Consider the following 24206-nt stretch of genomic DNA (forward strand, 5'->3'; position numbering starts at 1 on the left):
CGCTTGGATTTCGGGACCCGCTGGAGAAGGGTCTTTTATCATTATGGAGGAAAGATGGCTAGCGTTTCGTGAACTCCATCACGCTTTACTTACTCTTTTGGTTATTTCGAGTTATCAGATAGTCCAAATTCCGTTCATACATATCCAGGAAATTCCACTCCTGATACTTTGCAGGCATTGGCGGTTTCACAATTTCTTCTGTCGATGCTTCAGCACTTGCCAGTTCCTCAGATAAAGCAATCAACTCCGTTATGTACTCTCTTACCTCATGCAGCTCTAGCAATGTAGATACAGCACCATGACCAGGAACTATTTTCTCAATTGGCAATTGTTCGATTTTGTTCAGGATTTGTACCCATTCCTCCGGGTTTCCATCCTTCAGCATCGTATGAGTCTGTTGTTGGACCAGGTCTCCTGCAAACAGAATCTTTTCTTCCGGTAGCAGCATGATCAGATCGCTCGGGGTATGCCCGCCGCCAAAAGTGAGAAGTTCCACAGAACGCTTGGACCCATGAATCGTCAATTTCTCATCAAACGTAATGGCAGGCAAGACGATCTCAATGGTTGGAAGAGCTGCTACAAGATGGCGATCACAAGCAACCTCTTCCCGCATCTGCTGCTTTCTTCTCTCGTCGGTAACGTCATCTATTTTTGCTTCAAACGCTCTGATGGTTTCTTCCAGTTGGGAAAGGCTTCCCCTTAATTCCTCTACCATCTTGGTATTTCTATCGATACATTGCTGACGGATTTTTGTAGTCGCAATGATTTGTGCTCCGATGAAAACCTGGTTGCCAAAGGTATGGTCCCCATGATGGTGACTGTTGACGACATACTGAACAGGTTTCCCGGTTATTCTTTCTGCTACCTTGAGAAGATCAGAGGCTGCTGCTGGCGTAAGCATCGTATCAAAAACCAATGTACAGTCACCCAGATCCACGAAACCTGCATTCCCCAATGATCCTGTACCATTTGTTGAGATGGCAGCATAGACTCCATTCGCAACTCGCTCAAGCTGGAAATGCCTAGAATGAACGACGCTCTTTTCAAGGCTCATAGAAAAACTCCCCTTTTCGATAAATTTATATTTTTTTCTATATTTTTATTATAGCTTGAGCGAATGTAAAATTCAGGATATATCACTAAAAAATATTTATTCGTTTACTTTGAATTTGCTGATCAGCGTATGAAGTTGTTCAGCCATGGCAGACAGTTCTTCCGTTGAAGCTTCAATTTCCTTCATGACCATCATTTCCTGATCGACAAACTGCGAGCATTCAGACGTTGCATGATTGGACGTTGCAGCAATCGTCTCCACTTCCTTAATGGAATGAACCATACGATCACTGCCGGTCGCAAGCTGTTGTGTCGCAACGGAAACCAATTCCACCTGCCCCATTACATCTTCAATTGCATTGATAATGGAGAGAAATGCCTGTCCCGATTGATCAATTACTGCAGCACCCTGGTTGATCTGTTCAGTCGATTGGGTCATTTGCGAGATAGTCTGCTCGGTAGCCGCCTGAATACTGCGAACCAGTTCAGAAATATGACTGGCTGACTGAGAAGATTCCAAAGCCAGTTTATGCACCTCTTCCGCAACTACAGCAAATCCTTTGCCTGCCTCACCTGCACGTGCAGCTTCAATAGATGCATTAAGTGCCAGCATGTTTGTCTGTTTGGCAATTGCTGTGATGACATCCACGATTTCAATGATTTGTTTTGATTTTTGTCCGAGTTGATTAATCTGCGAGGCCGATTCGATTTGCGACAATTGAATCGCATGAATCTCCCTGGATGCATTCTCTACCTGAACCCTGCCAGAGTCAGCTAATGAAGTGACTGTTTGGGAACTGCTTTGTACCTCCTGTGCAGTAGCGGCAATCTGCTGTATCTCTCGTGACATTTGCTGTATGGTTGCGGATGCGATTTCGGAAATACTAAGTTGCTCATCTATGCCTTGCTTCACTGAATGGACCTTGCCAACAATCTGATTGGTATTATACGTTGCCGACTCGGTGCTGCTTGCAAGCTCCTGTGAAGCTTGCGCCAAATAATAGGAGTTGGTATTGATCCCTTTAATCATCATGTTCAGATCGCTAACCATCTGCTCAAAAGCAAGTCCGAGCTGCCCAACCTCATCCTTGCTGTTAATCGTAAAATGAACAGTCAAATCACCCTGGCGGACCTTCTCCACGGTTTGTGCCAAAAGTCGCAATGGCTTGATCAGCACTCTTGCAAAGAGATAGCCTACTAGAATTGTCAAGCAAAGTATGCCGAGAGTGATCAGTAGCATATTGATCTTCTCTTGCTTCATCAACTGATAAACATTGGTTGCGTCGAAGTCAGCACCTACAATGCCGATCATATTACCGTTTTGATCGATCAAAGGAACGTAAGCAGAAACAGTTGCTCCGTAATCGTCATAGGCAAGTTCACCAATTTGTGTTTCATGGGTTTTAAAAACGGCATCCATGCTTTTGTAGTAGTTTTTCTCTACGTCGCCTGGCATGGATGCATCTTCATCCGTATCGAGAGGAAAGCCGTCTACCATGTACGCATAGACACCTTTTTCTATCTCCGTCATTGTATATAAATATTTCAAACCATTGATCTCTTTCATTTCAGCCAACTGTTTGCGTATATCACGGTATTCGGTCATGTCCAAAACCGCTTCCTTGCTTCCCGATTGCTTCTTTGTTTCCTCAACGATTTTCTGGAAATCCTCGATATCAATCCGGGCCGCTACTTTCGTAGATATTTCTCTCGCTTGCATTCCGATCGAGTTGACTACCAATGCCGTTGACGATGAATAGATCACATACCCTAATACAGAGCCTGCCAGCAGTATACTTCCGACAAAAAAGAGCAACAGTTTGGTTTGTAACGATTTCAAGATACTCCCTCCGCTTGTCTCAACTATAAATATAATCAACCACATCATTATAGTACTTTTTTACCAGAAATCTACATCAAAACTGTTTTGACATAAACAAAATAGACCAGCACCGTGTCTTCGGTACTGGTCTGTCTGAGATTATATTGCAAACTTTTTGATAGACTCTTGCAGGTTGCATGACATTTTACTGAGAGAATAAGCAACTGTATTGATTTCTTCCATGGATGCCAATTGTTCCTGAGTGGAAGAAGCGATACTCTGAGAACTTGCTGCCGATTCATTAACGATCTCAGACATTCCATCAACTGCGGCGGTAACCTCTTCTGTACTTGCAGATACTTGACTAGAAGCCTCTGAAATCTCTTGAATCTGTTCGTTTACCCGCTTCACTGACTCGACAATCCGATTAAAAGACTCGCCAGCATGATAAATTACAGTAACACCCTTGTCAGTCTGATAGGTTCCCTCTTCCATCGATTGAATTGCCCTCGATGTTCCTTCCTGAATCTGTTGGATCAAAATCGCGATTTGACTGGCTGATTCATTGGACTGTTCTGCCAGCTTGCGAACCTCATCGGCAACAACGGCAAATCCTTTGCCATGCTCACCTGCTCTTGCCGCTTCGATTGCAGCATTCAGTGCAAGTAAGTTTGTCTGTGAAGTAATTTGTGAAATCACCTCAGTAATCTTTCCGATTTCTATCGACTGGGTACCCAGTTGTTTCAAAACGGTTGAAGTCAGATTGACACTCTCTCGAATCCGAACGATTTGCTCCACCGCCATTTTGATCGTTTCATCTCCAGCTTGTGCCTCGTTCAAGGTACTTCTCACCGTTTTGGATACATCAGCCGCTGATTCAGCAATTTTTTGAATACCTGCTGCCGCCTCTTCCATTCCTCGAGCACTGTCTTCACCCGCTTGAGCAGCAACCGTTGCTTCCTGCGCCAAGTTTTGAATAGTCCTGGCTACTACGTGGGAAGCAGCCGTTACTTGCTGTGTTCCATAGAGTAACTGTTCGGAAGACGTCGACACCTGCTCCGCACTCACCTGTACACTGCCAATTACCTGCCGTAGATTGGATGACATTACAGTAAACGACTTTGCTAAATCACCAATCTCATCCTGATTGGAAACAAGTATTTCGCCACCTCTTAGGTCACCGTTTGCAATCTGCTCTGCAGCATTTGATACCAAAGCGATCGGTTTGGAGATAATGGTACTGATAAAATAAGCAACACCCATTCCAAACGCCATTCCAGCAACACTGAGGACGATGATGATCAGGATTGCTGTTTCTACTTTTTTCGAAGTCTCTTGTCTTCCCAAGTCAAGACGTTCCTGCTGATACTGGAGCAACTGATTTGCTGTCGACGTAAAACGCTTTACAGTCTCAACCCCAGTGGTTCCCATTAATTCAGCAGTTTCCTCTGATTTATTCTGTTTTTTTAAGGCAATCATTTTTTCAGCTACTTCTATGTAATTGCCTTGTTCTTTATCCAAATCATCCAATAATTTCAAGGGTTGTTCATCTGACGTGATCCCACGCAATTGACTACTCACTTTTTTATATTCTTCCACTGCCTGATAGAAATCTTGCAGAGCGGGGTCTTGCCCCACAACCAAAAACCCGCGAACGGACCGAACTTCTTTGGAGATCAATAGCTCCATATCTTTAATCATCATCAACTTTTGCACACGGTCATTAATTAGTGAGGAATAGGTCGTATCCACATGTTTCATCTGGTAGTAGCCTAATCCAGAGATGACACCCAGGATCAACAAAATGACAGTGAATCCAGAAAACAACTTTTTGTGAATAGTAAATTTCACAAATAATCCCCTTTCAAAAACAATATTAACAATTTGTATATCCCCATACTAAAGAAGTAAATGTTTCCAAAATATGATAGATATCACTGACTGAAAGTTTTTATCGATAAAAAAAAGTATATGCTCTCCATTACAAAATGTTTGATCATGGGGTCCATCTTGTTTCTCAGGTTTATTACCCATAAACTGTACTAGGATTGTCACTATTCTGTGATATAATGCCTGTACAATGCACTTTTTTCCTTAAAGGGGCCTTTATCAAATGTCGAATCACATTTATTCTCCTTATATCAATTTTGCTCGGGATGAATGGGAGCGCTTACGTAAAGCCACTCCGTTGTCCTTGTCTGAAAATGACCTGTCCAAGCTTCAAGGAATCAACGAACATCTTTCCTTGAAAGAGATTACAGAAATCTATCTCCCCCTCTCCCGTCTGCTCAATTTGTATGTGGGAGCGACCCAGCAGCTTCACGGGGCAACCAATCAATTCTTGGGAAATAAGACGGAAAAAGTTCCTTATATCATTGGAATTGCTGGCAGTGTAGCAGTAGGCAAAAGCACAACCGCCCGAATCCTGCAAGCATTGCTTTCCCATTGGCCAAACCATCCGAAGGTAGCTCTTGTGACCACTGATGGATTTCTGTATCCAAACCGGATTCTGGAGCAAAGAGGGCTGATGAAGCGGAAAGGATTTCCTGAAAGCTACGATATTCGCCGCCTCATTCAATGTATTGCGGACATTAAATCGGGGCGCTCACGGGTAGAAGCACCTGTCTACTCTCATTTGGCATACGACATACTTCCTGACGAAAAGCTGGTAATTGAGAAACCAGATATTGTGATCGTAGAAGGGTTGAATGTATTGCAAACGGATTCTGGCAACAAATCCAGTCAGATTCCACAGGTGTTCGTATCCGACTTCTTTGATTTCTCCATTTATGTGGATGCTGATGAAATGGACATCTCCCGCTGGTATGTAGAGCGGTTCAAGATCTTGCGTCATACTGCCTTCGCCAATCCCCAATCGTACTTCCATCGTTATTCAACATTAACAAATGAGGAAGCCTCTCAAGTGGCGGAAGGAATATGGCGTGAGATCAATGCGGTTAATCTGGTAGAGAATATCCTTCCTACACGTACCCGGGCTGATCTGATTCTGGAAAAAGGGGCCAATCATCTGATTTCCGCTATTCACTTGCGTAAAACGTAAAAATTCCTTTCGTATTACACAAAAATCCCTTGGGTTGACCCAAGGGATTTTTTCGTATGACGATATCGAATTCTTGTTTAGTATCTGAATTTCGCAACAACCATGTTCAACTGTTCTGCCATTTTGGCTAAAGCAGTTGCCGATGCTGAGATTTCTTCCATGGAAGCCAGTTGTTCTTGTCCCGCGGCAGAAACTTCCTCCGTACTTGCAGCCATTTGCTCAGATGCTGCAGAGCACTCCATCATCAGGGTTGCTACACTCTGCACTGATTCTTGAATTTTGCCGAAGTTTTCTCCTGATTGCTCAACCAGATTGATTCCTGTATTCACTTCGTTCAGACTCTTTTCCATCGAACGGACTGCATCATCAGTTAGATGCTGAATGGAAGCGATGATCTTGCCGATTTGCTCGGTTGATCGAGAGGATTGTTCGGCCAGCTTGCGCACTTCATCGGCTACCACCGCAAATCCTCTGCCATGTTCGCCCGCTCGCGCCGCTTCAATCGCTGCGTTCAGTGCAAGCAGGTTGGTCTGGGCAGCAATACCATTAATAACTTGCACAATTTGACCAATTTCTGTCGATTGTTCGCCCATGCCTTTTACCGATTTCGCCAGATCATTTACGGTTGTGCTGATTGCATTCATTTGTTTAATTGCCTGATGGATGCTTTCGTTGCCTTCTTTAGCAACCTTCAATGCATCATTCGAAGCCACTGTTACCTCATTGGTGCTCGCAGAAATTTCCTCGATGCCACTAGACATCTCCATCATGGAGCTGGTGATTTGTTCGGTTGCCTTACTGGTCTGCAAACTGCTTGCCATTAATTCTTCTGCTGAAGCTGCTACCTGCTCTGCATTTCCTCCTACTTGTCGCAAGAGAACCTGCAGATTCAGTTTCATCTGATTAAAGGCTTGACCCAAATCACCGATCTCATCTTTGCTTTTTACGGAGATGTCTTCAATGGTAAGGTTGCCAGATGCGATTTCCTGTGCTGCTTGTGACATCCGGGTTACCGGCACACTGATGGCACGATTCATGACAAAGGCAATGCCAAGCCCCAAGAGGATCGCGGTCACACTTACCGTAATCAATAGGGTTTTACTGAAGCTAACGTCTTCGTTTGTTTCTTGGAGAGTCTGATCGAGCAGTTCCTGTTGGTACGAGATGAACTCGTCAGCCTTGGCAGCGAATCGATTCCCCAAGTCAGTTCCTGTTGTTGCTATCAGGTTGCTGTACTCCTTGTTTTTTCCTGCCTTTTTCAATGCCAGTAGTTCCGTAGAAAATGCAGCATACTCATCGCTTATTTGCGTCAAATCCGCAAATAATTGCCTTCCTTTCGGGAGGGTAAGCATTGGATCAAGCTCTTTGGACAAATTATCAAACCGCTTCTTGGCTTCATTAAACTGCTCCAACTGTTTCGGATTATCAGAAAGCAGGTAACCTCGAATGCTTTTGAACTCTTCTCTCAGCTCGGAAACCATGTCTTTGACGAGAATTACCTTTTTTACACGGTCATCCAATAAAAATTTATACGTGGTATCCAGGTTTGAAATCTGATAGAAACTTATTGCACTGATGAAAGAAGCTAACAGAAGAACAATGATAAAGCCTGCATACAACTTTTTTCCAACCGATAATTTCATAAATCCTTCCTCCCAGTAATAGTGCTGTCATGAGTACCTTGAAGAATAGCTTTTCATTACAGGAATAGATTACATTGGTATGTAACGCTATTCGGTAGCCCGGCTATCACTTGGTTGAGCCAAAGACCCGTGGCTTTGCGTCCTCCTCTTTCGACAGAGTTTGCGTTTTCGTAGCATGTTAATTTTTAATTATTATTACCTTGCTATAAGTATAAATACCTATTCCCTATTGAACCACATTTCAAACAATTTTGTTACATATTTTTGAATTTTTTGTCGAACGATAAGAAAATTTCTGCTATTAAGTAAATCTTGATAAGAAAAAAAGGAGGCATTGGCCCCCTTTTTTTCTTTCGGTCGATAAAAATTTTTTGTCATATTTTGTTAAGATGGTAAACTAGAGATATATTCCAGACATAGGAGATTCATGATGACGATTCTCTCTCAGCTTTCCTCTCAAACAGGCGATCAAACAGAGGCATCCAATCGGCATGTTGCCGCTCACTGTGTAGAACAGCCAGACCTGCTTTTGGTGCTTGGCGAAGGGCTAACTAGCAGTGACCAAGCCCTTGTTGGGGACTGTGCAGAGGTTTTTACCAAGGTAGCAGAACAAAAGCCCAAGCTGATTGCCAGCTTTGCTGACCAGTTAATTGGGCTGTTCAACCACAAATCAACTCGTGTGCGGTGGGAGGCTATGCATGCCATATCCCTGATCGCACCACTTGTTCCAGAACAGATTGCCCCTGTCCTGTCAAAGTTGTCTGATATGATTCAAGGAGACAAAAGTACGATTGTACGAGATTATGCCATTGATTGTTTGGGCAACTATGCCAAGGCAAGCGTATATACTGCACAAGAAGTTTACCCCATTCTCAAAAGTGTACTTCCCTTATGGAACGAAAAACATCTGGCACGTGTGCTTGTCAATCTGTGTCATGTTGTCAAGAGTTGCCCTTCGCTCGGATTAGAAATCCTCCCTTTTGCCCAGGATTACTCCGAGCATAACAAAAGTTCTGTAAAAAAAGCGGCAAAACGATTGGTGAAAGGAGCTTTACTGTGAGAATTTCGAATGGGAATGTGAATACGGTTAGCCGTACTTATTCTACTTCTAGTCCTACACCAGAGAAAAGCAAATCAGTACAATCCAGTAATTCAGGTGAATTGGCTGCCATCTATGAAAAAAGCAGTTATACAGACAGTACAAACGAAAACCTCAGCACCTATTCGGCTCCAAGGATGGCTCTTGCTTCTTCGGAGGAACCACCCCCTGTAAATCCAGTTTACGAGAATTGGTTGCAATCACTTCCTCAAAGCCAGAATCAGTACATTGAATCGGTATTTAGACGCCTCGATGAGGATCGAAATGGGTTCAATAATGATGAGGTGCCAGAATTATTAAATCAGCATATGGAGTGGCTGCAAAGCAGCTTGGATGATTTGGCTACACGACTTGAACAGGCAGAGAAAGACCTATTAATTACATCGGATGAAGCTGCCGAACTATGGCTTGACGGAGAAAATTTAATCAATCAACTGGATGTAGAAATATGGTCTGACGTCGAGGATCTGATTATCGCCAATCGGATCTTAACCATTGATGCACGCACGACATACACGGATTGGGATAAGCAGTTATCCTACACGGGCAGCAATTACCTGCAAAATATGGAATCTGCGATCAAAAACGAATCCGGCTTTATTTCGAAAGACAAACTTGACCAATACCTAGTGGAATTGAACAAATGGGTAACTGCTCGATCCGATGAGTTAGCCTCTGCTCTTTCAGATGCACCCACGGGAATCAAGACGACATTACTCGAAAACGCTCAAGCCAAATTAAATACGCTGAGACAAGGCTATTCCAACTTAATCTACCAGCAGGTCAACAATCATAACTACCCGCCAAAACCACCATCTGCCGATTCGCTCTTTACCGCCGGGAAACAAAAGTTTGAATTTATGGTAGGAAATCATAAGGCAAGTCTCACCGTGCGCTTATCCAACGGTCAATCCAGTTCATCCAGTTTTTATGTAATTGATGCAATGGGCAATAAAAAGAAGGTAAATATCACTTTTGACAACGCAGATTTGCAGCGGGAATTTGATAAACGATATAAAGAAAGTACTTTTGGCAAAGGAGACAAGGCGCTTTCTCTTGAAAAACTGAACAGCATTTTAGGTTCTATCAAGGACAGTTTGCTAAAAATTTCAGATACAGATATGGAGCGATTAAAGTCTAAACTTTACGGCAAAACTGAATCAACTGCTTTGGATAACAAATTCACTATCTTCCTTGCAAAGCTGAAATTGGCAGTAATTTAGTGAATCTGGACAAACTAACAACAAACACCTCCCTTTTTCGTTTCTCAGACGATTGAAGTGGAGGTGTTTTTTATTCATTACTCAGTTGGTAATTTGTAGTCCGTGCTACAGAAAGTAAAAAGAAACTATGGTACTTTTAATTGGCGGGTTTTCCCTAAAAAACTATTTCAAGGAGAGGGTTTCATCGTGAAGTTACACGCATTAAAGCGATTGATGTCTTTCGTTTTTTGCTTCACACTCGTTGTCAGTCTTGCAACATTCGGCAATCCAGCAACTACATCCGCAGATACGATCTCAACTATAGGCATAGATGAATTCACATTTTTGGATGATGGGTATGACTATATGTCCATTGCTTACGCAAAACCAGATGCAGTAAAGGACGGACATTTCAAGCTTTCACTGGATCTTGCCAAAGACATTGAAATTAAAGCCATGTGGGTACGGACGACAGATAAAGCGGGCAAAATCAATTACCACGGAACATGGAAGACCAGTAAAGAAGGAATCGGCTATCTACTCGGAATCTATGAGGACAACAAAGTGTTGAATCCAGAATTCAAAACTACCCTCGGTACTTTCAAAAAAGGAAAGCACACGTTTGATCTGTATGGCACAGATAACAACGGCGGTATCAAAGAAGGCGAATATTACTACATCGAATTGATCACAAGTGAGGGCAACATTTCATCCGGGTTGACTCCTTATGTCAAGGTAGAACTGTCTAATGGGGTGGAAATCCTCAAATTCGCCTCTGTCGGTACAACAAAAGACAAAGTAGGTATTGATGGATTCAAGACTGACAAACGGAAAGATCTTCACCTGAAACTAATGATGGATATCCCCGAAAAAACAGAAATCATCTCAATTTTGTTGAAAACGACAGACGATCAGGGCAAAGTTGACTACCAAGGAACCTGGCGTACCAACAGACTGGGTGTAGGCTGGTTCCTGGGCTTAGAGCAAGATGGAAAACCAATCACCAAATCTTTCAAGGAACCACTAGGGAGCTTTAAGGGAATTGTCTACCTAGATATGTACGCCACAGATGATTTGAAATACAAGGAAGATGAATACTTCGTCCTTGAAATTACAACGCCAAAAGGTGCCATTACCTCTGAACCGGTCAAATATGATGAACTGGAAGGATTATCTGCAAGTGAAAAAGTGGGAACGGTAAAGGTTGAAAATGCTGACCCAGATTCAACTGTAGCGTTATATCAGGTTACCAAAGGAACAATTATTACACTTCATGCTCAGGCAGTTGCAGATCGTGATGGCGAGGCAGTCTTCGAAAACGTGCCGACTGGAACAGGGTACTATGTACGAAATAACAACAACTATACGTTCCCATTCGAAGTAACTGCAGTCAAAGCGAAGACGCTGATTGATGAAAAATCAATCAAGTTTTCTTTCAAAAACAAGAAAGACTTCACCCAAGATTTGACCGTTAACGGAAAATTCAGCGATTCGGATATTGAGTCACTTGAGTACACAATTGGAACAATCTCCAAACAATATGACTTAACTGATACAGATGGGAAGTTCTCCTTCACAGAAAACATCAATTTGGGAGAAGGCGACGTATTAACCCTCGTTGCTACGGATACCAAAGGCAAAGTACACATTATCCGTAGGTCGATTGAATCTGACCTGGTTGAAGATCGTTCTCTGCAATATAAGCAACTGGAAGAAGATTTTTCCTATGAAGGCAATTGGTCAGGTAAAGCGGCAAAAGAAGTTTTCGCTTTTCAATTGATTGATGGAAAATATGAAACCCTTGAAGTGAAAAAGCTGGACATTAAAAGCAAAACATTCAAATTCAACATTTCAACAGAATCCGATTCGGACGATATTGTCCTTGTAGTAATCGACAAAAACGGTAACTTCGAGCGATTGGTTGGAAATCCGGAGCAATTTGAAGAAAATGAATAATTTTCTGTGACTGTTGTCTACATGATGCAGCCCGTCTCCTAAGCGAGAACGGGCTGCTTTTATTACTGTTCCTCATATATTTTTGCCTTTTACGGTACAAACGGTGCGTATAATACATTGTGATTTTTTTCACAATATATTCAAAAGTGATTCGCTTATGATAATTATTTTAAATATATACTACCTACAAGGTAACATATACTGTCATTTGATAATTATGTTATCCTTATATTCACTATTAGGAGATGAAAAAATGAAGAAAATGGGGATTGGACTCGGTTTACTCTTGGCTGTAGCCTTGGTCGGTTGTAGCAGCAACTCGCCTACTTCAACTGCTCCGAAAGAACAGGCAGCACAGCCCCAGCAGCAAACAACACAGCCTGCCAGCAATGAACAAGATCTAACAGAACTAACTGCAAAGTTCCAGCCGATTGGCGAAATACCAGTTCCGGCTGACAACCCGATGACCGAATCAAAAGTAAATTTAGGTAAAAAGCTGTTTTTTGATCCCAGATTATCAGGTGACAATAAATCCAGTTGTGCAACGTGTCACTCACCTGGTGCCGGATATGGCGATAAATTACCGACATTCGTAGGCTTCGAAGGTTTCAAAGGCCCCCGCAATAGTCCAACTGTTATTAACGCAGGTTATTACACTTCCAACTTCTGGGATGGGCGAGCAGCTAACCTCGAAGAACAGGCCCTCGGCCCGATTCAATCAAAAGTAGAAATGAACCAAAATCTTGATGAACTTGTAAAAGAGTTGAAAACGGTTCCTGCCTATGTCGATGAATTCAAAACTGTATTTAACAGCGAAATCACTGGTGAAAACATCGGTCAAGCCATTGCCTCCTTCGAAAGAACGATTGTCGTGAACGACACCAAGGTTGACCGATTCCTCAAGGGCGATAAAGCAGCTCTCAATGAACAGGAAATTCGTGGTATGAAGTTATTCGCTGGCAAAGCAAGTTGTATGTCTTGTCACGCAGGCCCGACTCTTTCTGATCAAAACTTCCATAACATCGGTATGGAAGGTGACGACGGGCGGTTTAACGTAACCAAACAAGAGGCGGATAAAGGTAAATTCAGAACACCTGCTCTAAGAGGTATTGCACATACTGCTCCATACATGCACGATGGAAGCATGGACACTTTGAAAAAGGTAATTGAATACTACAATCAAGGTGGAGGCAATCACGGAAACAAAGATCCACTCGTGCGCCCGCTCAACTTGTCAGATGAAGAAGTTAACGATCTTGTTGCCTTCCTTGAAGCACTGAGCGGCGAAGTACCTAAGGTTGATATCCCGCAAATTCCATAAAATAACCCACCCGACACAAGCTATCGCTGGAGGTCGACTAAACGCAACATCCGTGTTGCATCGTCGGGCGGGGCCCCAAACTTATACAGAAGAGAGGGTTTTTAGCCCTCTCTTCTCTTTTTCCCCTTATTATGGAATCGAGAACCATTGATTGTACGTCGCAAATTTGGAACCATCCCATCGCAAAAAATTCATTACATACCCGAGTGTGTCAGCATTATATAGGCCGATTGTCCTCTGGATCGCAAGCAATTCATATCGACCATCTCTGTTCCAATCAATCGGGAATTCACCACTCAAGGCTGTCACTTCTCCTTGAACAGGCTTCTTCAGTGTTCCATTAGGATTATACAGGTCTGATAAGTATTCCTTTCCTTTTAACTGAATGTCAATCAAGTAGGTTTTGGCGGGCGAAGTGCTTTTTACTTCTACACGATAATAGTCCTTGTAGGTAACCGTATAATTATTTTGTTGCTGCCGGTTATATTGTTCGGAGTCAAATAATAGTTTGGCCTGGTTATTCAAGAACGAATACATGGTGTTGCCCGAATATCCTCCTGAACCTCCTGTATCAAGGCTCACCAAGATATCATTTACCCGATTCCCCGTAAAATCGCCTAAAAACAAAGTAGGATGATAACCTGCATTTTCACGTAATGGCATCGAATATGTCATTGACGTTCGCCCATCTTGAATCGATAGAGAAAGTTGATCCACAAAAGATCTGCTGCCATCAGAAGAGCGGACTCCCATTAGCCTGACGATGTCGGGAACCCGGTCACCGTTCACATCACCTATTTTCGTGTCAATGACTGCAAGTGAATTTTGAACAGGTCGCACTTGCCCATGCCACTCAGCCGAGTCATAGAAAACCATCTACATTCTCCTAACACCAGGTATTTTTCCTATACCGTATGATGGGCAGATGATTGACGTGACTCAAACAAATGAGCATCTGAACCATATCTGTCTTGAGCACCATTTCGTATACTGTATAGCATTTACATGATTGTAAGGAGTGCTGCCAGATGAACAGAAACGGTAAGCGATATATTGCCAGCAAACTCAAAAAGACTCATGCCCTCAAGAAAGACAAGATGATAGCTGCACACATCCCCCCCACGAAGAGTTTTGGGATGAATACCCTCCACAGAATGGTGCGCCAATACAGGGCAGTTTATCTCAAGCCGGTAAATGGTCTAAAAGGAAGGGGCGTCATGAGAGCAAGAAAACTGAATACAAAATATGAGCTGCGAGGGGGAACCTCGAGGGTTATTTTTAATGACTTTCACTCATTCTATCGATTCATTGTCAGGCAAATTGGAAGTAAACCCTATCTTGTTCAAAAAGGAATTCGTATGCTTCGGTATCACCGCCGACCTTTTGATTTGCGAGTCATGGTACTGAAAAATGAACTCCGCAATTGGGAGGTTGCTGGTATTGTCGGGCGTGTTGCGCCTCCTAGAATGATTGTTACCAACAGAAGCCAAGGCGGGAGGATTATGTCTGCTGCAAGACTGTTACGCCGGCATATGAAAAAACGCGCAACGAAAAATTACCTGCAATCGTTGTACGGTCTGAGTCGGGCCACGGGACGTCAGTTCCAACGAGTTTTCCCGAAAGTCTGGGAACTCGGTGTAGATGTGGCCATTTCACGGCGGCGCAGAAAGCCCTGGATACTCGAGGTAAATACCAATCCTGCCATTACTCCTTTTGTCAAGCTAGGCAACAGGCGAATGTACTCCCGAATTACCGATTTAAAACGCTGGAATACAAGAAATTATCCGATCTATTGATAGTAGGTAGTTGTTAACTTTTCGATAGCTACCTGAATGGCATCAATGTACGGTACCTGCACATCTTCCTTGGCGATAAGCAAAGGTAACTCGGAACAGGCTCCAATGATCACCTCGGCCCCCTTACTCACCAGTCTGTGACATCCCTCTAGCAAACTATCTTTCAGCTGCTCATTGCGAAATCCCGCTTTCACACCTTGGGGGCCATAGATGACATTGGTAAAATAATCGGCTTGTTCTTCTTCAGAAAGGACAACTGTATCAATGTTGTTCATGCGAAATTCTTTTTCCCAAAGCTTCGATTTAATTGTGCCTTCGGTGGCAAGCACACCTGCCCTTTTCAGGTCGGGATAGAGCTTTCGTGTGTACGCCACCGTTTCTTTTACGATATGAAATAAATGAGCCTTGCCCAGTGAGGACTCTAGCTTTTCACTGTAGTGGTGGGCTGTTATACAAGCAAGGACAAGTATGGTCGCTCCACAATCCTCCAGCAATTTGGCAGACCGGCATATCTCTGGAAAGGGATCATCTCCATGACCCAAGATGCCTTCCGTTCGATCCGGTATACGAGAGTTGTTATGAATCATAATCTCCATGTACTCCTGATCTTTTCTGGCAGGAGAATGATTGATGATTTGTTGAAACATGGACACTGTAGCATGTGAACCCATACCGCCGATAATTCCTAGTATTTCCTTCATAAGCGCACTCTTCCCCCTAGTTCATATTCAACTGGAGACGACAGGCCATCCTAGTAATTAACATATTGCGTACAAGTCGCTCCGTCGACGGCGATTAACAGGAGGCATTTCATCCATTTATGTACACTGCTTCACAATCGGGATACACCCATTTTGATGAGATCGGTAACCATTTGTTCTGGTTGAACCAGGTTAGCCTGTGTCCACAATCCGGGCTTTTTTATCGAGCCATCCAGGTACTGCAGGATACAGGCAACCACTGAAATTGCTGTAAGCATATAGCCGTCGGAATGGTAATAAGTCAATTCCTTGGTGATTTGCTCATTATCTTTCCATCCACTAGCTTCAATTTTTAACATCGTTCCATATGGTGGTTTCGAGAAGGTTACCAATCCCCAGTTCATAAAACTTCCCATCTTTTTCGTCAGACGATCAGCGTTCAGGTAAAAAGCACAAAAAGCAATCGGTATGACAACCCAATCGACGAACCAATTAAAACCTCCGACAAAAAAACCTGTTTCCTTGAGCGTAGGATATCGTGTGGGCAGCTCATCCATCTCATGCAGGTGCATCGGCGTACATAACTGCCTACCGAAAATCCTCCCAAAATCCATGACCCGCTGATCAATCGATCCACCCTTTTTCCATTTGCCATTGGAATAATAGGCAGTATCGAAGCTTTTTAGTTCTTCGACCAATTCCTGAATAGTTGCCTCAGCAAAATTCATACTTGCCCAGTCAATTTTGATCAGACTGCCTACATTCGCAACCTCAATTTCGTCAAATTCCTTTGCCATGAATCGAACCAGAAGAGCCGCCAATCCCGGATGAAACCCTCCATCCGTGATAAAGCAACACCCGGCGTCAACAATTTCCCTTTCTAACGAATGCAATGTTTGCAGCTTGGAAGAGGAATATTGAATATCTAGATAATCAATACCTGACTGAATCGCTGATCTGGCAATCTGTCTGGCATACGCTGAAGTACTGGATGCCACGATCACCAGGTCAACCGATTCAAAAAGTGTTTTGAGCGTTGCTTCATTTGAAGCATCAGCGTATGCTCCCATCACCCGATTTCCTGGGAAAAGGGAATTAAGCTCAGCCGCTTTTGCCTGAGCCTTTTCCATACTCCTTCCTGCCAGAACCAGCTTTACTTCTGATTCCTGTAATAGCAGATTTGCAATCATACTACCTGTGACACCGTACCCGCCCAAGATGAGAATGTTGGTAGTTTTATTCACCATAACCAACCCCATTCATCCATTTACACTTCTTCCCACCTCTACTCAGTTCTGATGGCAAATAAAAAACCCTTCCATAGTTTATGAAAGGGTTGTGTCTTCGAGATTATGAACGTAACTAACCACTAATTGTTTCTTCACTGCTGACGCTAGGTGCTCGGTTCTCAATTCTGGTACGTTGCAGTCTCGCCCCGAAGGCCTCGACTCTTTTCATCATCGTTTCGAAAACTTTGGAATTGACGATGAAGTCTGCCAGCTTGACGATCAGATACGCAAACAGCATTCCCGCAATCACATCAATGATCCAGTGAATCTTGAGATACATCGTCGAGAGGATAATGGATGAGCAATAGCCGATAACAATGGTGCGGTACCATTTGCTTTTTTCACGCAGCACCAGCACGATGGCAGCGAACGCAATGGATGTGTGCATGCTCGGAAAACAGTTCACCGTAAAAGCAAATTGCTCTGCTGGCGTAGCCGTACGTGTCAAAAGGTCAGGTGTACCTTGAACATACCAGACTTCCTGCAAAAATACGGTGTTATAGAACGGAAGTATGAATGGAACCTGCAACAAATAGCCAGCCAGCGAATACTGTGCCATCTTTCTCACATCTTTTGTAAAAAAGGCACGAATCACGCAAATCCAAAAAGATAAAGCAAATCCGTACGTATACACCCATCGCATGTAGGCAGTTAACCAGTCTGGCTGCCATACTCGAAACATCCAAGCGTCATTGCCGGGAATGGAGTTAAACAATTCATTCCAATTAAAAATATGATGAACATTTTTTAACTGGAATGATAGAACTTGATCCCACATCGGATTCGCATATTTATAGATGACGTAAAAGAGAGCAAGTCCGAAAATCCCTACGGGTAAAAAGTTGATCCAGGCGATCATTTTCGAGTCTTTCTTTATCCCGTATATAGCGGCACCAAGAATCAAAATACACCATAAATCCCAATGGTCTACTTTAACAATCGAAAACAAAAGGGCAGCAGTTAGAATAATGTAGACAGGCAGTAAATAATTACGTAATGACAAGCGGTGGTTCCCCTTCCTCTAGCTAAGCAAGCAAACAAAACGGCCATGACCGTTTTGTTAACAAATACTATCCTACCTTCTCTATCAAACGAATACCAGAGTTAATATTAAGAAAAAGTTAAAAATATGTAGAATAGGCTCAAAAAAAGCCCTTCCACAAGACATGGAAGGGCTGAAATGACCTAAACACACAATTATTCTTCAAATGGCCATGCGGGAAGCATTTTGCTTAGCGGTTTGTCTGTGCGATAGCCGAGAGCATATTCCGCCTGCATGATCGTATGAATTTCTCTTGTTCCCTCATAAATGACTGGTGCTTTGGCGTTGCGCATGTATCTTTCCACCGGATATTCGCTGGAGTACCCGTAGGCACCATGAATTTGGATGGCGTCACTGGCAGCCTGGAATGCCGCATCGCAGGAATACCATTTTGCCAGGGAGGTCTCTCTCGTATTGCGCTCTCCCTGGTTTTTTAACCAGCCTGCACGATAGACGAGCAGTCGAGAATTTTCCAAGCCGATCACCATTTTCGCGATCATTTGCTGAACGAGCTGATGCTTCCCGATTTCCTTGCCAAACGTTTTTCGTGAGTGGCAGTAGTCAAGACTTGCTTCCAGACTGGCTGCGATCAACCCGCAAGCACCCGCTGCGACGGTGAAGCGACCATTGTCGAGAGCGGCCATAGCGATTTTAAAGCCTTCTCCCTCCTGACCGAGAAGGTTTTCTTTTGGGACTTTTACCTCATCCAAAAATACCTCGCCCGTGTTGCCTGCACGAATCCCCAGTTTTCCCTTGATTGCTTTGGTTTTTACTCCAGGGAAAGTTCTCTCCACGATAAAAGCAGAGATGCCTTTATGCTTCTGTTCCTTATCGGTATAGGCAAAAATGATAAAGTTGTCGGCTACATCACACAGCGAGATCCATGTTTTGGAGCCGTTCAAAATGTAATAGTCCCCTTCTTTTTTCGCTGTCGTCTGCAGCGCTGCTACGTCAGAGCCTGCGTTTGGCTCGGTCAGACCGAATGCCCCGATTTTTTCGCCTTGTGCTTGGGGAATCAGATATTTTTGCTTTTGTTCCTCGTTCCCCCATTGGAGCAGGGTCATGCTGTTTAAGCCTGTATGCACGGATACTGCTGTGCGAAAAGCGGTGTCCCCACGCTCCAGCTCTTCACAAACGATGGCCAGTGTATTGTAATCCATCCCCATTCCACCGTATTTCTCAGGGATGCACACACCCATCAGATTAAGCTCTGCCAAACGTTTCAGAATTGTCGGCTCGAAATGTCCCTTTTGATCCCACTCCTGAATGTTCGGCATGATTTCCTTATCCACGAAGCTTCTCACCATTTTTTTAACCATTGTTTGTTCTTCGGTAAGGGCAAAGTTCATCATCTTCGTCTTCCTCCTAAATATCTTTATTTGCTTTCATTGTTTGAATGTCTTCGAAAGTAAAACCCAATTCAGACAATACGGTTTCGGTATGCTCCCCGTAGATCGGCGGATGCCTTCGCATTTCAACCGGTGTTCTGGAAAGCTTGAGCGGACTGCCCACCAGCTTTACCATCTCTGCTGTCGGATGGGCAATCTCCACAACCATGTTTCTTGCGTGTACCTGCGGGTCTTCAAACAGCATTTGCATGTCATTGATCGGCCCGTTTGGAATACCCGCCTGCTGTAAAAGGCTTTGCCATTCCTTCGCTTGTCTTTCTTTCATTCGTTCGCAAATGATCGGGATCAGCTCTTCCCGATTTTCTACCCGCTTGGCATTCGTCCGATAGTTTTCGTTCGTCGCTAGTTCAGGCATCCCCAGTATGAATGCAAATTTGCTGAACTGATGGTCATTTCCAACAGCGACGACCATTTCTATGTCCTTTGTAGGGAAAATTTGATAAGGGACAATATTCGGGTGCTGGTTGCCCAGTCTCTGTGGGATCACGCCTGAAACCAGATAGTTGCTTGCCACGTTCACCAGAGCCGAGATTTGCGAGTCAAACAAGGAAATGTCAATTTGCTGTCCCTCTCCTGAATAATTGCGCTCATGCAGGGCAGAGAGAATTCCGATCACGGTGTACAATCCGGTTAAAATATCGGCGATGGCGACACCACCCTTGATTGGCGGCCCATCCTTTTCCCCGGTGATACTCATCAATCCCCCCATGGCTTGGATGATGTAGTCGTAGCCAGGTTCGTCCTTGTAGGGGCCATTTGTCCCGAACCCGGTAATGGACGCAAGAATGATTTGCGGATTGATTTTCTTCATTTCTTCGTAGCCCAGGCCCCATTTTTCCAATGTGCCTGTTTTGAAGTTTTGTACGACCACATCTGACCTTGCAATCAGCTTCTTGATGATTTCCTTTCCCTTTTCACTTTTGAAATTCACGGTGATGGCTCGTTTGTTTCGATTGGCACAGAGATAATACGCACTTTCTCCACCGACGAAGGGCGGCCCCCATGCCCTTGTATCATCCCTTGAATCAGGGCCTTCTACCTTGATGACTTCCGCACCGAGGTCACCCAAGATCATTGAGCAAAATGGCCCTGCCAGTACCCTCGTCAAATCCAGTATTTTGATCTCCCGTAAAGCACCTGCCACGTGATTTTCTCTCCTTTCCCCAAAATAAAAAGCCAGTTAAACCACAAACACGGATTCGTGTGGTTTAACTGGCTATCGTTTGCGTATCGTCTTTCGGTTAGAAAGATCTGGCAAAGCAAGGCAGTCGGTATTTTTTGCACATCGTCTTTAACGTCATCTGATTCAATATGATAACTGGGGAAACCAATTATCCTTGAATTATTTCACATTATTCGTTATTTTTGTCATTCTGTCAACCAGTATTTTTTCGAACGAATTGACCTATTCAAAATTTTCATAATACAATACATGTACATTCTAAAAAAGTGTGGTGAACTGCTAATGTTTTCAGCCAATACCATCTTCATTGCTGGTCATGCCCGTCTTCCACAAGGAATGGCTGCCCAAAACGTCTACGACTCGCTGACCATTACCGCCGAAGTTGATAATAAATACGGAGTGATCATCGAAGCATCCTGCACCCTTGCAACACAGCATGGCAGAGATTATGTCGCCAGTTTGTTGAAAGGATTCAGTCTCAAGGATGGAATTGATATGCCCACGCGCCTTTTGCAGACACATTATCGAGGAAGAGCCGCCAACGCACTGATCGCAGCGTTGAAGGATCTACATAATCAATATGAGCAGCAGCACGGAGGAAAGCCTGGTCCGAGATCATGATCATTTTGTTTTATGGTCAGGCTTTGCTATCATCGCCTGAAGGATAAAGATGACAATTGTTCCTAAAATTAATATGGCAGAAACCGCTGCGATCGTTGGGTCAACTTGAGTTCTCATGTTTTCCCACATAACGATTGGCAGCGTTTTTGTTTTTGCCCCCGCCACGAAAATCGTAACAACTACCTCATCAAGCGATGTGATCAGAGCAAATAGCGCACCGGCAAAAACAGAGGAACGAATAATTGGCAAGGTGATCCTGAAAAATGCCCCAATGGGTGTGGAACCGAGACTTAACGCTGCAAACTCCAGATTTCTGTCTACTCCCTTTAATCCCGCAAGCACGGTGACAAACACGATCGGAATAGCCAGGATCGAATGAGCCAATACCAAGCCTGTGATAGTGTTTGTCAGCTTGTAGATGGAAAAGGAATGATAGAGTGCAATCCCTACGACAACAACCGGAAAGATCATCGGCGCAACGATCAGATTCATAAATATTTTTTTCCCTGGAAAAGACAGGCGATCTACTGCCAGTGCAGCCATGGTCCCAAGAACAGTCGCCACCACAGCGGTTAATAGTGAAATGATGATGCTTCGTCCCATTCCTTCCATCCACTGATCGTTATTCAGGAAGCTGTCATACCATTTTGTCGAGTAGTCAGGTGGAGGAAATGTAAATGCCACTTCAGAGCTGAATGACAACGGTACAATGACCAATATGGGAGCAACCATCAATACCAGAATAATTCCGACCAGCACTCGTAACCACATGGATTACTCATCTCCCTTCAGCACGGGTGAAAGCTTCGAGAGCCAATAGGCAAGCGAGAGCAGGAGTAGCGTAGTTACCAAAAGTACGAGCGACAAGGAAGAAGCCAGATTCCAGTTCAGTGTAGACTGAATATTCTCTTGAATCAGCTTGGAAATCATCATATTCCCTTGACCGCCCAAGAGTGCTGGTGTGATGAAGTAACCGAGGCCAAGCACAAAGGTAATCAGTGAACCAGACATTACTCCTGGAAGTGAAAGCGGGAAAAACACCTGAAAAAATGCTCTGCTTGGACGAGCTCCCAGACCCTGCGCTGCCTGCATCAGCCTTTGATCAATCCGCTCCATGACCGAATGCAAACTGAGTACCATATATGGCAGCAAAATATGCGTCATCCCGATTACTACGCCTGTCGTGTTGTACAAAAGCTTCAGCGGCTCCTTGATTATCCCGATTGCCAGAAGAGCCTCATTTACAACCCCATGCTCCTGAAGAATTACGGTCCAGGCGAATGTCCTTACGAGCAAGCTGATCCAGAGTGTGATCATCACTGTTCCCAAAATAATTTTTTTCCATCTCTCGGACTCGATCACAACCAGCAGATACGCAATTGGATAGCCAATTACAAGTGTGGCAATGGTTACAAGAAAAGCAGTCTTCACCGTAAGCCAGAGCACTTTTAAATACAGGGTGTCTGTCAGAGTCTCTTTCAAATACTCAAGCGTAAAGCCATTGTCATCGTAAAAGCTCAGTTTTAATACACTGATCATGGAGTAATACAAAAGAATCAGCACATACATAAGCGGCACGATGAGCAGCAGCCACTTAATTCCTGGTATTTTCGAGAAATTGAGCAAAGGGGGAACCCTGATAAATACCGGAGCCTCTGTGTTTATTTTTTCCATATCCTACCCCCTGACAACTTTACTAGGTCTAATAACCTGACTCACTACTCAAGCAACCACTTGTTGAAGCTTTTGTTTACTTCGTTGAAGTTCTCAGCCCAGTATTTTATGTCGATCATAATCTTGTTTTTCTCGCCGGAGCCTAGCCGTTGTTTAACTTCCTCCGGGAGCAGATCAAGTGCTTTTTTATTTGTTGGAGCGTAGTCAATCAGTTGAGAGTATGCTGCCTGCTGCTCCGGTTTCATCGCAAAGCTGATAAACTCCTGTGCCAGTTCCTTGTGTGGCGCTCCTTTCGGAATAATCCAGGAAGTGGACATGGCGAGAGCTTCGTTGAACTCATTATCGACTTTCGATCCCTGTTTTTTCGCTGCGGATACACGTCCATTCCATGCGGCAGCAAGAGCAACTTCTTTTGTCGCCAGTAATTGCGGAGGCTGTGCGCCCGCATCCCACCAAACCTTCACATCTTTTTTCACCTTGTTCAAGCTGGCAAGAGCACGGTCTACATCAAGCGGATACAGTTTGTCGGGAGCGACTCCATCAGCTAACAATGCCGATTCGAGTGTACCCATTGGGCTCTTGTAGAGTGAACGGGCACCAGGGAATTTTTGTGTATCCCAGAATTCAGTCCATGTTTTTGGATGGTTATCCCCACTGAACTGCTCGGTATTGAAGGCAATATTCGTATAGTATAATTGCAAGCCAATGGTAGAATCGGTTACCAGTTCCGGGTACACATCTGTTTTGTCGATTACGTTATAATCCAGTTTTTCTAATAACCCCTCCAGTTCCAGACGAAGCGCAACATCCGTATCCGAATTCACAACGTCCCACTCCACGCTGCCAGATTGTACCATTGCCTTGAGCTTACCTGTATCTGTTGGTGACACAACAGTGATTTTTACACCTTTTGCTTTTTCAAACGGTTCGTAAACTGCTTTTTTGGCTGCTTCAGAAGAAGCACCGCCCCAGTCAACTACCACAAGCTCTTTTGCTTCTCCAGACGAAGCTGCTGGAGCCGCCGAGGAACTTGCCGGAGCTGAAGGCTTGTCACCAGAGCTACAACCAATTACAGTCAGACCCACTACACTCAAAGCTAATGCTGCTGTTTTCCAATTCTTGAACATCCGAATGCCCCCACACATAATGTATTTTTTTCTGTGAAAAACGTCTCGACGTTTTTTATAAAAGTGGATGTGACCGCTTGCGGTCAAACACGTTTCAGTCCCCCGATGAGAGGGGAAAACGGTCATGACCGTTTTGTTACAATTCATACGGAATTGTTGTTGAATCCTGCTGATTCCACCCCAAAGTAATTTCTTTGCCTACCTCGA

Annotated in this window: 20 protein-coding genes and 1 riboswitch; of the genes, 7 read left to right on the forward strand and 13 right to left on the reverse strand. The window is 43.9% G+C overall.

Going from position 1 to position 24206, the window contains the following annotated elements; all coding sequences use genetic code 11:
- Positions 1-85 precede the first annotated feature (85 nt).
- From ACPW7N_RS10635 to ACPW7N_RS10645, 3 genes are all read right to left on the reverse strand, one after another.
- Positions 86-1054 (reverse strand): MBL fold metallo-hydrolase, encoded by a 969-nt coding sequence (locus tag ACPW7N_RS10635; RefSeq protein ID WP_425651054.1) that lies wholly within the window; start codon positions 1052-1054, stop codon positions 86-88.
- Positions 1055-1150: 96 nt separating this feature from the next.
- Positions 1151-2893, reverse strand: coding sequence for a methyl-accepting chemotaxis protein (locus ACPW7N_RS10640; RefSeq protein WP_425651055.1), 1743 nt, complete (start codon positions 2891-2893; stop codon positions 1151-1153).
- 141 nt (positions 2894-3034) lie between these two features.
- A complete protein-coding gene (locus ACPW7N_RS10645) occupies positions 3035-4726 on the reverse strand; it encodes a methyl-accepting chemotaxis protein (protein ID WP_425651056.1) in 1692 nt (563 codons plus the stop codon).
- A gap of 262 nt (positions 4727-4988) precedes the next feature.
- Here ACPW7N_RS10645 and coaA point away from each other — a divergent pair, with 262 nt between their 5' ends.
- The gene (gene coaA / locus ACPW7N_RS10650; RefSeq protein ID WP_425651057.1) at positions 4989-5936 is read left to right on the forward strand and encodes a type I pantothenate kinase; all 948 of its coding nucleotides are present in this window, start codon (positions 4989-4991) and stop codon (positions 5934-5936) included.
- A gap of 77 nt (positions 5937-6013) precedes the next feature.
- Here the strand turns inward: coaA and ACPW7N_RS10655 are convergent, their stop codons facing one another.
- Entirely contained in the window at positions 6014-7579 is a 1566-nt protein-coding gene (locus tag ACPW7N_RS10655; protein WP_425651058.1) for a methyl-accepting chemotaxis protein, read from the reverse strand.
- 90 nt (positions 7580-7669) lie between these two features.
- Positions 7670-7754, reverse strand: a riboswitch (cyclic di-GMP riboswitch).
- Between the two features lie 255 nt (positions 7755-8009).
- Here ACPW7N_RS10655 and ACPW7N_RS10660 point away from each other — a divergent pair.
- The 4 genes from ACPW7N_RS10660 (at position 8010) to ACPW7N_RS10675 (ending at position 13157) form a co-directional block, all read left to right on the forward strand.
- Positions 8010-8639 (forward strand): hypothetical protein, encoded by a 630-nt coding sequence (locus tag ACPW7N_RS10660; RefSeq protein WP_425651059.1) that lies wholly within the window; start codon positions 8010-8012, stop codon positions 8637-8639.
- Positions 8636-9901 (forward strand): hypothetical protein, encoded by a 1266-nt coding sequence (locus ACPW7N_RS10665; RefSeq protein ID WP_425651060.1) that lies wholly within the window; start codon positions 8636-8638, stop codon positions 9899-9901. The genes ACPW7N_RS10660 and ACPW7N_RS10665 overlap by 4 nt, the downstream gene beginning before the upstream one ends.
- Positions 9902-10087: 186 nt before the next feature.
- The gene (locus ACPW7N_RS10670; protein WP_425651061.1) at positions 10088-11836 is read left to right on the forward strand and encodes a hypothetical protein; all 1749 of its coding nucleotides are present in this window, start codon (positions 10088-10090) and stop codon (positions 11834-11836) included.
- A 253-nt stretch (positions 11837-12089) separates the two neighbouring features.
- Positions 12090-13157, forward strand: a complete 1068-nt coding sequence (locus tag ACPW7N_RS10675; RefSeq protein ID WP_425651062.1) for a cytochrome-c peroxidase — start codon at positions 12090-12092, stop codon at positions 13155-13157.
- A 129-nt stretch (positions 13158-13286) separates the two neighbouring features.
- Here ACPW7N_RS10675 and ACPW7N_RS10680 read toward each other — a convergent pair whose 3' ends face one another.
- Positions 13287-14033 (reverse strand): VCBS repeat-containing protein, encoded by a 747-nt coding sequence (locus tag ACPW7N_RS10680; RefSeq protein ID WP_425651063.1) that lies wholly within the window; start codon positions 14031-14033, stop codon positions 13287-13289.
- A gap of 152 nt (positions 14034-14185) precedes the next feature.
- On the opposite strand from ACPW7N_RS10680, the gene ACPW7N_RS10685 reads away from it, so the two are divergent.
- Positions 14186-14953, forward strand: a complete 768-nt coding sequence (locus tag ACPW7N_RS10685; RefSeq protein WP_425651064.1) for a YheC/YheD family protein — start codon at positions 14186-14188, stop codon at positions 14951-14953.
- Here the strand turns inward: ACPW7N_RS10685 and cuyB are convergent.
- The 5 genes from cuyB to ACPW7N_RS10710 form a co-directional block, all read right to left on the reverse strand.
- Complete coding sequence (cuyB, locus tag ACPW7N_RS10690; protein WP_425651065.1) at positions 14947-15654, reverse strand: cysteate racemase; 708 nt, start codon at positions 15652-15654, stop codon at positions 14947-14949. The two genes, ACPW7N_RS10685 and cuyB, sit on opposite strands and share 7 nt — an antisense overlap.
- A gap of 131 nt (positions 15655-15785) precedes the next feature.
- A complete protein-coding gene (locus ACPW7N_RS10695) occupies positions 15786-16901 on the reverse strand; it encodes a saccharopine dehydrogenase family protein (RefSeq protein WP_425651066.1) in 1116 nt (371 codons plus the stop codon).
- A 115-nt stretch (positions 16902-17016) separates the two neighbouring features.
- Positions 17017-17946, reverse strand: a complete 930-nt coding sequence (locus tag ACPW7N_RS10700; RefSeq protein WP_425651067.1) for a phosphatase PAP2 family protein — start codon at positions 17944-17946, stop codon at positions 17017-17019.
- Positions 17947-18140: 194 nt separating this feature from the next.
- Positions 18141-19334, reverse strand: coding sequence for an acyl-CoA dehydrogenase family protein (locus ACPW7N_RS10705; protein WP_425651078.1), 1194 nt, complete (start codon positions 19332-19334; stop codon positions 18141-18143).
- A gap of 16 nt (positions 19335-19350) precedes the next feature.
- Entirely contained in the window at positions 19351-20538 is a 1188-nt protein-coding gene (locus ACPW7N_RS10710) for a CaiB/BaiF CoA transferase family protein (RefSeq protein ID WP_425651068.1), read from the reverse strand.
- Between the two features lie 288 nt (positions 20539-20826).
- Between ACPW7N_RS10710 and ACPW7N_RS10715 the strand changes: the two genes are divergently transcribed.
- On the forward strand, positions 20827-21198 hold the full coding sequence (locus ACPW7N_RS10715; protein WP_425651069.1) for a DUF3870 domain-containing protein: 372 nt from the start codon (positions 20827-20829) through the stop codon (positions 21196-21198).
- Here ACPW7N_RS10715 and ACPW7N_RS10720 read toward each other — a convergent pair whose 3' ends face one another.
- The 3 genes from ACPW7N_RS10720 to ACPW7N_RS10730 are packed head-to-tail and all read right to left on the reverse strand — an operon-like array spanning position 21199 to position 23999.
- The gene (locus tag ACPW7N_RS10720) at positions 21199-21969 is read right to left on the reverse strand and encodes an ABC transporter permease (RefSeq protein ID WP_425651070.1); all 771 of its coding nucleotides are present in this window, start codon (positions 21967-21969) and stop codon (positions 21199-21201) included.
- Between the two features lie 3 nt (positions 21970-21972).
- Positions 21973-22872: an ABC transporter permease gene (locus ACPW7N_RS10725; protein ID WP_425651071.1), complete on the reverse strand. Its 900-nt coding sequence runs from the start codon at positions 22870-22872 to the stop codon at positions 21973-21975.
- 44 nt (positions 22873-22916) lie between these two features.
- A complete protein-coding gene (locus ACPW7N_RS10730; RefSeq protein WP_425651072.1) occupies positions 22917-23999 on the reverse strand; it encodes an ABC transporter substrate-binding protein in 1083 nt (360 codons plus the stop codon).
- Between the last annotated feature and the right edge of the window lie 207 nt (positions 24000-24206).

This window comes from Brevibacillus nigriterrae, assembly GCF_049846925.1.
Classification (GTDB): domain Bacteria; phylum Bacillota; class Bacilli; order Brevibacillales; family Brevibacillaceae; genus Brevibacillus_H.